The organism is Arthrobacter flavus, from assembly GCF_039526005.1.
GTDB lineage: Bacteria > Actinomycetota > Actinomycetes > Actinomycetales > Micrococcaceae > Arthrobacter_D > Arthrobacter_D flavus.
Genome location: NZ_BAAAIJ010000063.1, coordinates 35,282 through 48,769 on the forward strand (window position 1 = coordinate 35,282; position 13,488 = coordinate 48,769).

Here is a 13,488-nt window from a genome sequence, read left to right on the forward strand (position 1 = left end):
TGTCTTGGCCTGTTGAACTCTATCCTGATTCGCCGGGAAGACGCTCGCCGTCCATCAGGTGACTTCTCACTCATGCAGCGACTGGAACAGGACAGCGTAGATGCCCGCGGCCCCCACCGCGACCACCACCACGGTAGTCCAAAGCACCGCAGTCACATCCGCCTGTAAGGCACCGGTCCTGATCCCTTGGAGGTTCCGGTGATAGCGGAGCCGTTGACTCAGGTAGATTCCCAGCGCCGCAGCGAGTGAGGCGCCGGTGAGGATCAACGCAAACCACCCGTGCTGTGGCAGCCATCGCACGAAGAGCACACCGCTGATGACCAGCGCCAGCATGGTCCTTCCCCAGGCCAGTGAGGTGCGTTCCGGCGGCAAGCCGGTGTCGACGGGGTGTTTGCTGTTCATCGGCGTGAGTCAGGCCGGTCGGCTAAAGATTACGACCACTACCACCGCCGCCACTACCGTGGCGCCGAGCGCGAGCAGCGGGGCGAGGAATGGCAGGGGCAATGGCAGCCCGTGGCGCATAGCCCGCTCCACGATCAACCATCTGCCACCCGCTCCGGCGGCCAGGAGCATGGCCAAGATCAACAGCAAAATCGCCAGAGCTTTGCGGATGACCGGATCGAACAACTCAGCGGTGAACGCTTCAACCGCTATACCGCCAGCCAGCAACGCCAGGGATGTCCGGATCCAGGCCAGAAACGTCCGCTCGTTCGCCAGCGTGAACCGGGGATCGGGATCTACTCCGCCCCGCAGGAGGCGCTGGGTCAGTGACCCACGGCGGGAGGACTTATCTGGTGGGCTTGCCATGGCTTCATCCTAGCGACCCCCTCCCCACTTCCGCCGAGCGTTCGGCGCAGGGAAGTCCCGGTATGGCGCGAAGTTGGAGACGGTGGGAAGTCGAGGCCTCAAGCGAAGTCACGCTACGATGGATACCGAGAAGGGGAGTAGCTCCTGTTCGGGTCCGATCTTTGCGATTCCTGAACGGAGGCCTGTCGACATACTGGCTATCGATGATGATGCCCGGCAGTCCACCGGAAAGAGTTTTCCGGCGAGCGAGACCTTCGGCCGCGTTAACGACGGCCGGAGCCCCGTCACGGTCCTGGTCGCTATATCCCAGGAGACCGTAGTGACAGCAACCCAGAGCACACCATCACCGGCCGACATCCGCCGGTGGCGCCAGTATCTGGCCGACGAGCGCGCAGAAGCCGCCACCTACCGGTACCTGGCCAGCCGCCGCGAGGGTGAGGAACGTGAGATCCTGCTGGCGCTGGCGAAGGCCGAAGGCCGTCACGAGGCCCACTGGTTATCGCTGCTCGGAGACCACGAGGGCAAGCCCGCCCGGCCGTCCTTCCGGAACGTGGTGCTTGGGTTCCTGGCCCGGCGGTTCGGCAGCGTCTTTGTGCTGGCCCTGGCGCAGCGGGCCGAAAGCCGGTCGCCGTACTCGTCCGATCCAACGGCTACCGACGCGATGGCCGCGGATGAGCAGATTCATGAAGAAGTTATCCGCGGCCTCGCTACCCGCGGGCGGAACAGGTTGTCCGGCAATTTCAGGGCCGCCGTGTTCGGGGCCAACGACGGACTGGTCAGCAACCTGGCCCTCGTTCTGGGCGTCGGCGCAACCGGTGTCTCCACCGGGTTTGTGTTGTTCAGTGGAATCGCCGGTCTTCTTGCCGGGGCCCTGTCGATGGGTGCCGGTGAGTATGTGTCGGTGCGGTCACAGCGGGAACTGCTGGCTGCATCCCGGCCCACCCAGATCACGCTCACTGCGGCGAAGGAACTGGACATCGACGCCAACGAACTGGTCCTGGTGTATCGGGCGCGGGGCATGTCCCCCGAAGCGGCCCAACACCGCGCCTCGGAACGGTTGGGGCTCCGTGACTGCGACTGCGATCCCAGCCTGTCCCTTCAACCGGAGACAGACGGGGACCGGGACCACCACGAGCAGATCGGCACCGGGCTCGGCGCCGCCGCAGCAAGTTTCTGCTTCTTCGCCTCCGGTGCGGTCATCCCGATCCTGCCCTACCTTTTCGGAATGAGTGGCCTGGCGGCCGTCATCCTGGCCTGCGTTCTGGTGGGACTCGCGCTGCTGGGAACGGGCGCCGTCGTCGGGCTTCTCTCCGGAGGGTCGCCGCTGAAGCTGGCGTTGCGGCAGGTAGCGATCGGCCTGGGTGCGGCCGCCGCCACCTATCTGCTGGGCCTGCTATTCGGCGTCGGACTGCTCTAGCGCCGGCACCTGGCGGGCCCCGGGGCTGTTCAGGCCTTGGTGACGTAGTCCTCCAGCTTGGCGAGGGTCTTCTCCATCGCGATGGGGTTCTTTCGAAGGAATCCCATCGGCCGCAGCACAACCTTCCCAGTCACCGAGCGTGCATCCCACTGCTCGGTGACCAGGGTGCCGCCGTCGCGCGGTTCGAGGAGGTAGCTCCAGGTGGCCTTGGTGAAGTGACGCCAGGTAATCCGGCGACCTTCCTCGAACTCGGTCACCGTGTTGAGGGTTTTGTACTTCGCGCCGATCCGCATGTCCATGCCGAACTTGGCCCCCTGATACAGCCGTTGCGGCCCACCCGGCTGTTCGCCCTGGACGGTGTCGGAGCCGTCAATCACACTGTGGAGTGCCGGGGTCGCCAGGACCTCGAAGATGTCACTGGCCGGGGCGTTAATGAATCGTTCACGGGTAATCAGGTAGGAGCTCATGCCCCTATTCTGCCTTGCCTGCCTGGGTGGCTGGCTCAGGGTCCGCCGCGATCGACGTCGCAAGGGGAACCTCCTTCACGAAGAACAGCAGGATCGCAGCGATGATTCCGAGTGGCGCCATGTAGAGGAAAAGCGGCGTGAGCGCATCGTTGTAGGACTCGATCACCGCGTTCCTGGCCACATCGGGCAGCGTGTACACCAGCTCGGGCGTGAGTGAGTTGGCCCCGCCCTCGGTGCTGACTGCACCACCGGGAAGGCGTTCAGTCAGCAGGTCGGCAACCCGTGCCGTGAAGAGGCTGCCCACGATGGCCGACCCCAGGGTGGCACCGATCTGACGGAAGTAGTTATTGGAGGCGGTGGCGGTGCCCACCATCCGGTTGGGGAAGGTGTTCTGGACGATCAGCACCAGGATCTGCATGCTCAGGCCCAGCCCCGCACCGAGCATACCGATGTAGGTGCAGATCACCCACAGGGCGGTCTCGGGCTGGATGCTGGAGAGCAGGAACAGCGCGACGGCGACCAGCAGGGAACCAGCGATCGGCATCCACTTGTAGCGACCGGTGCGGCTGACCAGCACCCCCGATCCGGTGGAGGTGAGCAGCAGCGCGCCCATCATGGGGATCATCAGCAGCCCAGCGTTGGTGGCGCTCGCGCCGGTGACCATCTGTAGGTAGGTCGGCATGTAGCCGACGGCACCGAACATGGTGACGCCGATCAGCAGCCCCCCGGAGGTGGTGAGGTTGAAGTTGCGTTCCCGGAACAGGTGCATCGGGAGGATGGGCTCGTCGGCACGCCGCTCAACCATCACGAAGGCGACACTCGTGATGATGGCTACCGCGGCCAGGCCCAGGATGGTGGCGGAGGTCCAGTCGTACCGGGTGCCGCCCCAGGTGCCGACCAGCACAATCGAGGTGGTGGCGATGGCGAGAAGGGCCATGCCTGCGACGTCGGGCTTGGTCCGCTGACGCTCCTTGCTGGGCAGGTGCAGGAAGAAGATAACGACCAGGAGCGCGAGGACCCCCAGTGGCATGTTGATCCAGAACATCCATCGCCAGCCGGGGCCCTCGGTGAAGAAGCCACCCAGCAGGGGGCCGGCCACCGAGGCGAAGGCAAACACACCGCCCATCACGCCCATGTACTTGCCGCGTTCACGCGCGGGGACGACGTCGGCAATGATCGCCTGAGCGAGGATCATCAGCCCGCCCCCGCCGAGGCCCTGGATCGCACGGCCGGTGATCAGCCAGGGCATGTCCGGTGCGAGCCCTCCGACGATGGAGCCGGCCATGAAGATAGTGATCGCGATGAGCAGCAGGTTTTTGCGGCCCATCAGGTCACCGAGTTTGCCGTAGATCGGCATCACGATGGTGGCGGTCAGGATGTAGGCGGTGATCACCCAGAGCATCTGATCCACCCCGTTGAGCTCGCCCACGATGGTGGGGAGCGCCGTACTGAGGATCATCTGGCTGAGGGCCGCCAGCAGCATGGAGAGCATCAGGCCGATGAAGAGCAGCAGCATGCCGGTAGGTTTCTCGACAACGGCAGCCGTCGTGGTTTTGGTAGTGGTACTCATTGGATTTCCGGGAGGACCTCTCTGAGGAGTGCGTTGGCGGTGCTGAGAGCCGCGAACTGGTTGTCGAGTGTCGGTGCGTGCGCAGATTCCTGCATCGCGTAGCGCATGGGTGCTCCGGCGATCAGCACGATCATGCGGGAGATGTCTTCGGCGCGGTGGTGCTGTGCGACATCAGCCCATTTCGCTGAGGCGGTGATGCCCTCGGTGACGACGTCCCGGACCAGTTGCTCAACCTTCAGGAAGTAGCCGAAGCGGCGCTGGCGCAACTGGGGGAACCGCTGCACCACTTCCATCCGGAGGCTGTCGCCGTCGGCGCCGCCCTCCGTGGAATGCACCACGTGCACGAGCAGCCGGGAGACCTGATCGAGGAGGTTCGCATCAACGTCGAAGGCTTCGAGCCAGGTGTCGTCGATCGAGGGGTCCTGGAGACCGAGGATCGCGTCTTCCTTGGTGCTGAAGTAGTTGAAGAAGGTGCGGGCCGAGACGTTGGCCTGGGCGGAAATGGCCTCGGTGGTGACGCGGTCCGGCCCATTCTCAAGGGTGAGCCGGGCGGCTGCGTTATGCAGGGCAGCCCAGGTCTCGGTGCGTTTTCGGTCCCTGAGGGAAAGTAGTTGACTCACCGAACTATTGTGACACCCAGCAGTCTTTTACACAACTGCAAAATTGCACCGCTGCATTAATTCCGGGAGGGCAGAGAGATGACAGTTAAACGCCGAACGCGCCGGCGGCCGTGTGCAACACAGCTACCGACGCGTTCCAAGGCGTCACGGGATGGTGGCGTCCGGGAGACCCCTAAGGCTTGAGCAGCACCTTGATGGCGCGCCGTTCATCCATGGCCTTGTAGGCCTCGGCGGCGTCCTCAAGGGGCATTTCGACGTCGAACACTCTTCCCGGATTGATCTTCCCGGCGAGGACATCGGCCAGGAGTTCGGGAATATAGGTGTGGGCCGGCGCCATGCCGCCGCCCACCGTGATGTTCTTCGAAAACAGCAGCCCAATGGGTAGTTCGGCGCCTCCGGCGGGAACGCCGACAAACCCGAGATTGCCGCCGGGCCGGGTGCTGGCGAGTGCCTGCTCCATCGACTCCTTGGTACCCACGCACTCGAGCACCGAGTCGGCCAGCACTCCCCCCAGCAGTTCTTTGACTTTCTCCACTCCGGCGTCGCCGCGCTCAGCGACAATGTCGGTGGCGCCGAACTCGCGGGCGAGCGTCTGCCGGTCCTCGTGCCGGGACATGGCGATGATGCGTTCCGCGCCGAGCCGCTTTGCGGCGAGCACACCACAGAGCCCGACGGCGCCGTCGCCCACGACCACCACGGTGCGGCCCGGTCCCACCTGGGCGCTGACCGCGGCATGGTGGCCCGTGGACATCACATCGGACAGCGTCAGGAGGTTGGCGGTCAGCGCCTGGTCGGGATCCGTGACCCCGTCGACCCGGCGCAGAGTCCCGTCCGCCTGGGGTACGCGGACGGCTTCGCCCTGTGCGCCCTCGACGTAGTGGCCGTTCTCGTCGTCGCCACCCCAGGAGGTGAGGTGGTCACAGGCCACGGTCACTCCGTTGAGGCACTGCGGGCACTTGCCGCAACTGTCGACGAAGGGAGCAATCACGAAGTCTCCCACGGCCAGGTCTGTCACCTCAGCACCGATCTCCTCGACAACTCCGACAAACTCGTGCCCGATAGCCCGGGCGCCGCGATTCTTGCCGATGCCGCGGTAGGGCCAGAGGTCCGATCCGCAGACACAGGAAGCAGTGACCTTCACGACGGCGTCGGTGGGAAGTTTGATCGTGGGGTAGTCGCGGTCCTCAACCTTGATGTCGCCGGGGCCGTGGATGATGGTGGCACGCATGCGTACTCCTCAGACTGGTGTGGTGGGTAAGAAAATTAGCGTAGCGCGGTCGCCTGACAGAAAAGGCCCCGGCCGCTGGACGAATCCAGCTGCCGGGGCCCTTCAGTCGAGGAATTACAGTCCCGCGTACACTTCGCGGAGCAGTTTGGCGGTCTCGGACGGCGTCTTGCCGACCTTCACGCCGGCAGCCTCAAGGGCTTCCTTCTTGGCCTGTGCCGTACCCGCTGAGCCGGACACGATGGCGCCGGCGTGGCCCATGGTCTTGCCCTCGGGTGCGGTGAAGCCCGCCACGTAGCCGACAACCGGCTTGGTGACGTTGGCCTTGATGAACTCGGCCGCACGCTCCTCGGCGTCGCCACCGATTTCACCGATCATGACAATGGCCTTGGTTTCGGGGTCCGCTTCGAACGCAGCAAGTGCGTCGATGTGGGTGGTTCCGACGATGGGGTCGCCACCGATACCGATGGCGGTCGAGAAGCCCAGATCGCGCAGCTCGAACATCATCTGGTAGGTCAGGGTGCCTGACTTGGACACGAGGCCCACGCCACCCTTGCCGGTGATGTTCGCCGGGGTGATGCCAACCAGCGACTCCCCCGGCGTGATGATGCCGGGGCAGTTGGGGCCGATGATCCGGGTGACCTGGTTGCCGTCGGCGTCGACCTTGGACTGGGCAAGCGCCCAGAACTCGGCCGAGTCCTGGACGGGGACTCCCTCGGTGATGATGACGACGAGCCCGATGCCGGCCTCGATCGCCTCGATGACCGCGTCCTTGGTGAAGGCCGGTGGGACGAAAACGATCGACACGTCGGCGCCGGTTTCAGTGATGGCTTCGCTGACCTTGCCGAACACCGGCAGGGTGACGTCGCCGTGGGTGACAGTGGTGCCGGCCTTGCGGGCGTTAACGCCACCGACCACCTGAGTGCCAGCGGCGAGCATCAGAGCGGTGTGCTTGGTGCCTTCGCCGCCGGTGATGCCCTGCACAATGACCTTGGAGTCTTTGTTGAGAAAAATTGACATACGTTATTCCTTAATCCTTTGGACCCGGCAGCACGTGAGCCGGGAAGTGCAGGCTCGATCAGCGGGCGGCGTAAGCCAGTTCGGCGGCCTTGTCGGCGCCTTCATCCATGGTGTCGGCGAGGGTGACCATCGGGTGGTTCGCCTCGGCGAGGATGCGGCGGCCTTCTTCGACGTTGTTGCCGTCGAGGCGGACTACCAGGGGCTTGTTTTCCTTGTCGCCCAGGATCTTCAGGGCTTCGACGATGCCGTTGGCTACCGCGTCACACGCGGTGATGCCGCCGAAGACGTTGACGAACACGCTCTTGACCTGAGGGTCGTTGAGGATGACGTCGAGCCCTGCAGCCATGACGGCCGCTGACGCTCCGCCGCCGATGTCCAGGAAGTTGGCGGGACGCACGTTGCCGTGGGCTTCGCCGGCGTAGGCGACGACGTCGAGCGTGGACATGACCAGGCCTGCACCGTTGCCGATGATTCCCACTTCGCCGTCGAGTTTGACGTAGTTGAGGTCGTTTTCCTTGGCTTTGGCTTCGAGGGGATCGGTGGAGTCCTGATCCTCCAGCTCGGCGTGGCCGGCCTGACGGAACGCTGCATTCTCGTCGATGGTGACCTTGCCGTCGAGGGCGATGATGTCGCCGGCGCCGGTCTTCACCAGCGGGTTGACCTCAACGAGGGTGGCGTCTTCCTTGACGAAGACGTCCCACAGCTTGATGATCGCGTTGACGACGCCGTCGTGCAGCTCGGGGGCGAACCCTGCCGTCTCGACGATTTCCTTGGCCTTCGCCTGGTCGATACCCACGGCGGGGTCGACGGCGACGCGTGCGAGTGCCTCGGGGCGCTCCACGGCCAGCTGCTCGATCTCCACGCCACCCTCCACCGAGCACATGGCCAGGTAGTTGCGGTTGGACCGGTCCAGCAGTACCGAGAAGTAGTACTCCTCGGCGATGTCAGCGCCCTGCGCGATCATCACCTTGTGGACGGTGTGGCCCTTGATGTCCATGCCCAGGATGTCCGAGGCGTACTTGAACGCCTCGTCGGGGGTCTTGGCGACCTTGACGCCGCCCGCTTTGCCGCGGCCTCCAACTTTGACTTGAGCCTTGACGACGACAACGCCGCCAATCTTCTCGGCTGCCGCCTTTGCTTCCTCGGGGGTGTGCGCCACGATGCCGGCGAGCACGGGTACTCCGTGTGCCTCAAAAAGATCGCGCGCCTGATATTCGAACAGATCCACAGGCCAGTGTCCTTCTACGTCGAAGTAGGTTTACACAGGGAACTTTAGTCCCTCGGCGTTCGGCGCCTTTCACAGACTACCGGTTTAGTGACCAAGGGCACACTTCTATGGTTTGTAGAAATGTAACGCGATGAGCTAAGGAGCTACCCGGTCTTCGTGAGCGGTGCGTACCGCAGCAGGAGGCGTTTCTCCCCGACGTCGAACGACACCTTCGCCACCGTTTTGTCCCCCGCGCCCTCGACGGCGAGGATGGTCCCGTTGCCGAAGCTGGTGTGGTTGACCTTGTCCCCCACCGCGACGGAGAGCACCTCTTTCTGGGGCTGGACCCGCCCGACGACGGTGGCCGAGCGGGTGGGCAGCCCGCGACCGCTGTCGTCGCCGCCTGCGCCGGCACCCCAGTAGGATCCACTGAATTTGTTGCCCCCACCGATGGCGCCGCCACCAGCCCACATCGGCCCGGAGGCGCCCTCACGTTTCCAGGTAATGAGCTCACTGGGCACTTCGCCGACGAACTGAGACGCAGGGTTGTACTGGCTTTGGCCCCACATGCTGCGCACCTCGGATCGGGTGATGTACAGGCGCTTCCGCGCGCGGGTCAGCCCCACATAGGCGAGCCTGCGTTCCTCGGCGAGCTCCTTCGGGTCGGTAGCCGAGCGCTGGTGAGGGAAGATGCCCTGCTCCATGCCGGTCAGGAACACCACCGGAAATTCCAGCCCTTTGGCCGTGTGCAGGGTCATCAGGGTGACCACACCCAGTCGTTTGGCTTCCGCGACCGCCTGTTCCACCTCGGCAGCCGACCCTTCTGGCGCCGAGGGGATCTGGTCGGCGTCAGCCACCAGCGAGACCTGCTCCAGGAAGTCGCCGAGTGTTCCGTCAGGGTTGTCCTGTTCGTACTCGCGGACCACAGCGACCAGTTCCGCAAGGTTTTCCACCCGCGACTCGTCCTGAGGGTCGCTGCTCAGCCGGAGCTGGGCCAGGTAGCCGGTCTGTTCCAGCACCGCTTCCAGTGCTGCGGAGGCACCTGACCCGTCGGCCACTTCGGCGAGATCGTCGATGAGTTTGACGAAGCCGTTCACCGCATTCAAGGAGCGGGTCGCCAGGCCTGGCGCCTCGTCGGCCCGGCGGAGGCCAGCCATGAAGGACATGCGTTCCCGCTCGGCAAGCGCCGCGACGGCGTACTCGGCCCGGTCCCCGATCCCGCGCTTCGGTTCGTTGAGGATCCGGCGGAGGTTGACGACGTCGTCCTGGTTGACCAGGACCCGCAGGTAGGCCAGCGCGTCCTTGATCTCCTTGCGCTCGTAGAAGCGGGTGCCGCCCACCACCTTGTACGGCAGGCCGACCCGCATCAGGATCTCCTCAATGGAGCGGGACTGCGCATTGGTCCGGTAGAAGATCGCTACGTCACCGGGTCGAAGGTCGTCCTCATCCTGAAGGCGGTCGATCTCCTCGGCGATAAACCGGGCTTCCTCGTGCTCGTTCTCGCCCACGTACCCGACGATCGGTTCACCGTCCCCCTCTGCGGTCCACAGTTTCTTGTCGGGCCGGTCCGGGTTGCGGGAAATCACCGCGTTGGCTGCGCTCAGGATGGTTTGGGTGGACCGGTAGTTCTGTTCCAGCAGGATAGTGCGCGCGTTGGGATAGTCGTTTTCGAATTCGACGATGTTCCTGACGTCGGCACCCCGAAAGGCGTAGATGGACTGGTCGGAGTCACCGACCACCGTCAGCTCGGCGTTCGGGATCAGCTCGGCACCATCGGCGGGGTCTTGGGTAATCCCAACAATCTCGCGTACCAGGGCGTACTGCGCGTGGTTGGTGTCCTGGTATTCGTCCACCAGGACGTGCCGGAACCGGCGGCGGTAGTAGTCGGCCACTCCGGGGAAGGCCCTGAACATGTAGACGGTCTGGGCAATCAGGTCGTCGAAGTCCATCGCGTTGGCCTGGCGCATCCGCTGCGCGTAGCCCTTGTAGACCTCGGCGACCGCCTGTTCGAACGGGTCCGAGTAGTTCGCGGAGCCGGCGTAGCTTTCCTCGTCGATCAGCTCGTTCTTCAGCGCCGAGATCTTGTGCTGGATGGACTTCGGGGTAAACCGCTTGGGGTCCAGGTCCAGTCCCTTGGCCACCAGGGTGACGAGCCGCAGGGTGTCGGCTGAATCGTAGATGGAGAAGTTGGAGTTCAACCCCACCGAGGCGGCCTCGCGCCGCAGGATCCGCACGCAGGAGGAGTGGAAGGTGGAGATCCACATCCGCTTCGCAACGTCTCCCACGAGGGCTTCGATGCGTTCACGCATTTCGGCCGCAGCTTTGTTGGTGAACGTGATGGCCAGGATCTCACCGTGGTGGGCGCGGCCCATTGCCAGCAGATAGGCAATGCGGTGGCTGAGCACGCGGGTCTTGCCGGAGCCGGCGCCCGCAACGATCAGGAGCGGGGAGCCGCTGTGACGGACGGCTTCTTCCTGCTGCGGATTCAGGCCCACCAATAGTTCGCGTGCCCGCGCGTCGTCCCGGCGTCCGCCCGCGGGGCGCGGTGCCTCCGCAGACTCAGGTCCGGCAGAGCCGGGCCGGGCAGTCGACGTCGGCCGCTTCCCTGAGCTTGCGGGTGATGAACCGAGGTGTGGGTCGAAAAGCATATCCATGGTGCCATCAAGTCTAGTTGCTGGCTCCGACTAAACCTGCTGGGCAGACCCACCACAACAACACGCCCGCCGGTTCAACGGAACCGGCGGGCGTGTTGTTGTGGTGGGTCTGGATTCTGTTGGCGGTTACGGCTTGGCTTCTTCGATGTCGTCCTGGTCGATACCGAGTTGCAGCAACGTGCCGCTCTTGCGGTCGGCCAGGTAGGCCTTCATCTCGCGCTTGATGACCGGCAGCAGCATGTACACGCCGAGCAGGTTCACGAAAGCGCAGACGAACAAGGCCGCGTCCGCGAAGTTCAGGACCTGGGCGAAGGTCAGGACGGTGCCGACGACGGTGAAGAAGAGGAATACACACTTGTAGGTGATTTCGGATACCTTGCTGCGTCCGAAGAGGTACTCCCAGGCCTTCAGCCCGTAGTACGACCAGGTAATCAGGGTGGAGAAGGCGAACAGGGCCACGGCGATGGCGAGGATAATCGGGAACCACGAAATGACGGATTCGAAGGCATCCGAGGTGAGGATCACGCCGTCGGGAGCGCCGTCCCCGGCCTGAACCTGGTCGATTCCTGCCTGCAGGCTCGGTGCGCTGGCAATGACGATCGTGAGTGCGGTCATGGTACAGATGACCACCGTGTCGATGAAGGGTTCGAACATCGCGACGAAGCCCTCGCTGACCGGACGGCGCGTCTTGACTGCCGAGTGGGCAATCGCTGCGGAGCCCAGGCCGGCCTCGTTGGAGAATGCAGCACGCTGGAAGCCGACAATCATGACACCGATGAAGCCACCGGCCATACCGGCGGGAGCGAAAGCGCCCTCAATGATGGAGCCGAAGGCCGCTGGCACGTTGCCGATGTTGACGACGATCACGAAGAGACAGGCCGCGATGTAGACGGCTGCCATGGCGGGGACAAGCCGGCTGGTCGTAGCACCGATGGACTTGATGCCACCGAGGATCACTGCACCGACCAGGGCGGCCAGGACGAGGCCGAAGATCAGTGCGGCGCCCGCACTGCCGAGGAATCCATCGTCACCGCCAGTGACGTTCTGCACCTGGGCGAAGGTCTGGTTGGCTTGGAACATGTTGCCACCGGCAACACCGAAGATGAGGATGGCGACGGCGAAGATGCCGGTCAGGATCTTCGCGGGGAGCCGCCCGAACTTCTCAAAGGCGATGGGGAGGTACTTGAACGGCCCGCCACTGACGGTGCCATCGGGGTGTACCTCACGGTATTTCACGCCCAGGGTACATTCGGCGAATTTCGTGGCCATACCAAGCAGACCGGCCAGAATCATCCAGAAGGTGGCACCCGGCCCGCCGAGGGCCATGGCTGCGCCGACACCGGCAATGTTGCCAAGCCCTACGGTGCCGGAGAGGGCTGAGGTCAAAGCCTGGAAGTGAGGGACCTCCCCCGGGTCATCCTTGGAGGAATACCTGCCGCGGACCACCTCATAGGACACCTTGATGTGCCGGAACTGCACAAAGCCGAAGTAGATGGTGAAGATGATGCCTGCAGCGATCAGCCACGCGACAACTACAGGAAAGCTGATCTCCCCAATGGTGATGGGGAAGAACACGATGTTGGAGAACACCTCAGTAACGGGAGCGAAAACCGAATCAATCGCATCCTCGACCGCAGCCAGCCAGCCAATTTCATCCGCAACGCTGGACATAGGTAGTGCTTGGTTAATTGCCATTCATCTAAACAACCGCAAACCGTGGTGTGTTGGCAATCACAGATGCTTCAAATGGCATATTTGTCACCAAACTGTGATGTGATTCACAGTTCATCCTCAGTTTCACATGGTGGGATCTGATTTTATCCGAAAAGCTGGGATAATCACCCCATGTCCAAGACCCGAGCGCAGATCGCCAAGAAGCACGGACCAGCAGCAGCCGGCATTCCTGACGCCGTTCCGACCGCAGGTCCACCGCGCAGCAACGGGAACATGATCCTGATCGCCGCGGCGGCCACGGCAGTTCTCCTTTTCGGGTATTACCACCTCCTCGCGCTGGGCCAGATGGGCCAGCTCGCCGACGGGTTGACAATGCCGGACATGATGTTTGGTGGTTATGGCCCCGCGCACGTGGCCGATCTGCAGGCGGCCATGGACGACGACGCCCTGGGCCAACTCAGCTACCTCCACAAGACTGCGGGAACGCTGTTCCCGCTCATTTTCGGCATCGCGTGGCTACTCCTCATCCAGTTGAATGTCGATCGCCGTTGGCTGCGCTGGGTGCTCTGGGCGCCACCGCTGCTGTTCGCGGTGGTCGACCTGTGGGAGAACGTGGCAATCGATTCGATGCTCGCGGCCACAGCGCCCGACGACGGCCAGGTTGCCCTGGCCTCGGCGCTCACCATCGCGCGCTGGGTCCTGCTAGGGCTCTCAGCCATCGCAGGTCTTCTGGCGGTCCTACTCCCGGGCAGCGTGCGCGGTAAGCGTTCGGCCCTGCCAGCCGAGCCGAATGGGACGCCGCCCGAAAGCAGGTAAGCTAATACCGC

Annotated in this window: 12 protein-coding genes; 2 read left to right on the forward strand and 10 right to left on the reverse strand. The window is 64.0% G+C overall.

What is annotated here, in order from left to right:
• Window positions 1-66: 66 nt before the first annotated feature.
• Window positions 67-402, reverse strand: a complete 336-nt coding sequence (locus ABD059_RS17190; RefSeq protein WP_343882291.1) for a DUF202 domain-containing protein — start codon at window positions 400-402, stop codon at window positions 67-69.
• Between the two features lie 9 nt (window positions 403-411).
• Complete coding sequence (locus tag ABD059_RS17195) at window positions 412-807, reverse strand: YidH family protein (RefSeq protein ID WP_343882293.1); 396 nt, start codon at window positions 805-807, stop codon at window positions 412-414.
• Between the two features lie 319 nt (window positions 808-1,126).
• Here ABD059_RS17195 and ABD059_RS17200 point away from each other — a divergent pair, with 319 nt between their 5' ends.
• On the forward strand, window positions 1,127-2,224 hold the full coding sequence (locus ABD059_RS17200; RefSeq protein WP_343882295.1) for a VIT1/CCC1 transporter family protein: 1,098 nt from the start codon (window positions 1,127-1,129) through the stop codon (window positions 2,222-2,224).
• A 29-nt stretch (window positions 2,225-2,253) separates the two neighbouring features.
• On the opposite strand, the gene ABD059_RS17205 is transcribed toward ABD059_RS17200, so the two are convergent.
• The 8 genes from ABD059_RS17205 to ABD059_RS17240 form a co-directional block, all read right to left on the reverse strand.
• Window positions 2,254-2,691, reverse strand: coding sequence for an SRPBCC family protein (locus tag ABD059_RS17205; protein ID WP_343882297.1), 438 nt, complete (start codon window positions 2,689-2,691; stop codon window positions 2,254-2,256).
• A 4-nt stretch (window positions 2,692-2,695) separates the two neighbouring features.
• Window positions 2,696-4,261 (reverse strand): MDR family MFS transporter, encoded by a 1,566-nt coding sequence (locus ABD059_RS17210; protein ID WP_343882299.1) that lies wholly within the window; start codon window positions 4,259-4,261, stop codon window positions 2,696-2,698.
• Complete coding sequence (locus ABD059_RS17215; RefSeq protein ID WP_343882301.1) at window positions 4,258-4,881, reverse strand: TetR/AcrR family transcriptional regulator; 624 nt, start codon at window positions 4,879-4,881, stop codon at window positions 4,258-4,260. The genes ABD059_RS17210 and ABD059_RS17215 overlap by 4 nt, the downstream gene beginning before the upstream one ends.
• Window positions 4,882-5,053: 172 nt before the next feature.
• On the reverse strand, window positions 5,054-6,109 hold the full coding sequence (locus tag ABD059_RS17220; RefSeq protein ID WP_343882303.1) for a zinc-dependent alcohol dehydrogenase family protein: 1,056 nt from the start codon (window positions 6,107-6,109) through the stop codon (window positions 5,054-5,056).
• A 114-nt stretch (window positions 6,110-6,223) separates the two neighbouring features.
• Window positions 6,224-7,126 carry a succinate--CoA ligase subunit alpha gene (gene sucD / locus ABD059_RS17225; RefSeq protein ID WP_343882305.1) on the reverse strand — a complete coding sequence of 301 codons (903 nt, stop codon included), beginning with the start codon at window positions 7,124-7,126 and terminating at the stop codon, window positions 6,224-6,226.
• A gap of 58 nt (window positions 7,127-7,184) precedes the next feature.
• Window positions 7,185-8,354 (reverse strand): ADP-forming succinate--CoA ligase subunit beta, encoded by a 1,170-nt coding sequence (gene sucC, locus ABD059_RS17230; RefSeq protein ID WP_343882307.1) that lies wholly within the window; start codon window positions 8,352-8,354, stop codon window positions 7,185-7,187.
• A 143-nt stretch (window positions 8,355-8,497) separates the two neighbouring features.
• Entirely contained in the window at window positions 8,498-10,981 is a 2,484-nt protein-coding gene (gene pcrA / locus ABD059_RS17235) for a DNA helicase PcrA (RefSeq protein ID WP_343882426.1), read from the reverse strand.
• A gap of 132 nt (window positions 10,982-11,113) precedes the next feature.
• A complete protein-coding gene (locus ABD059_RS17240; RefSeq protein ID WP_343882309.1) occupies window positions 11,114-12,658 on the reverse strand; it encodes an alanine/glycine:cation symporter family protein in 1,545 nt (514 codons plus the stop codon).
• Between the two features lie 174 nt (window positions 12,659-12,832).
• Here ABD059_RS17240 and ABD059_RS17245 point away from each other — a divergent pair, with 174 nt between their 5' ends.
• Window positions 12,833-13,477: a hypothetical protein gene (locus ABD059_RS17245; RefSeq protein WP_343882311.1), complete on the forward strand. Its 645-nt coding sequence runs from the start codon at window positions 12,833-12,835 to the stop codon at window positions 13,475-13,477.
• Window positions 13,478-13,488 lie beyond the last annotated feature (11 nt).

What these genes read in the sequence shown, in the direction of transcription:
- ABD059_RS17205 (WP_343882297.1), bottom strand. Translation starts at nt 2,691, where the DNA reads ATGAGCTCCTACCTGATTACCCGTGAACGATTCATTAACGCCCCGGCC.
- ABD059_RS17240 (WP_343882309.1), bottom strand. Translation starts at nt 12,658, where the DNA reads ATGTCCAGCGTTGCGGATGAAATTGGCTGGCTGGCTGCGGTCGAGGAT.
- ABD059_RS17210 (WP_343882299.1), bottom strand. Translation starts at nt 4,261, where the DNA reads ATGAGTACCACTACCAAAACCACGACGGCTGCCGTTGTCGAGAAACCT.
- ABD059_RS17245 (WP_343882311.1), top strand. Translation starts at nt 12,833, where the DNA reads ATGTCCAAGACCCGAGCGCAGATCGCCAAGAAGCACGGACCAGCAGCA.
- sucD (WP_343882305.1), bottom strand. Translation starts at nt 7,126, where the DNA reads ATGTCAATTTTTCTCAACAAAGACTCCAAGGTCATTGTGCAGGGCATC.
- ABD059_RS17190 (WP_343882291.1), bottom strand. Translation starts at nt 402, where the DNA reads ATGAACAGCAAACACCCCGTCGACACCGGCTTGCCGCCGGAACGCACC.
- pcrA (WP_343882426.1), bottom strand. Translation starts at nt 10,981, where the DNA reads ATGCTTTTCGACCCACACCTCGGTTCATCACCCGCAAGCTCAGGGAAG.
- ABD059_RS17220 (WP_343882303.1), bottom strand. Translation starts at nt 6,109, where the DNA reads ATGCGTGCCACCATCATCCACGGCCCCGGCGACATCAAGGTTGAGGAC.
- ABD059_RS17195 (WP_343882293.1), bottom strand. Translation starts at nt 807, where the DNA reads ATGGCAAGCCCACCAGATAAGTCCTCCCGCCGTGGGTCACTGACCCAG.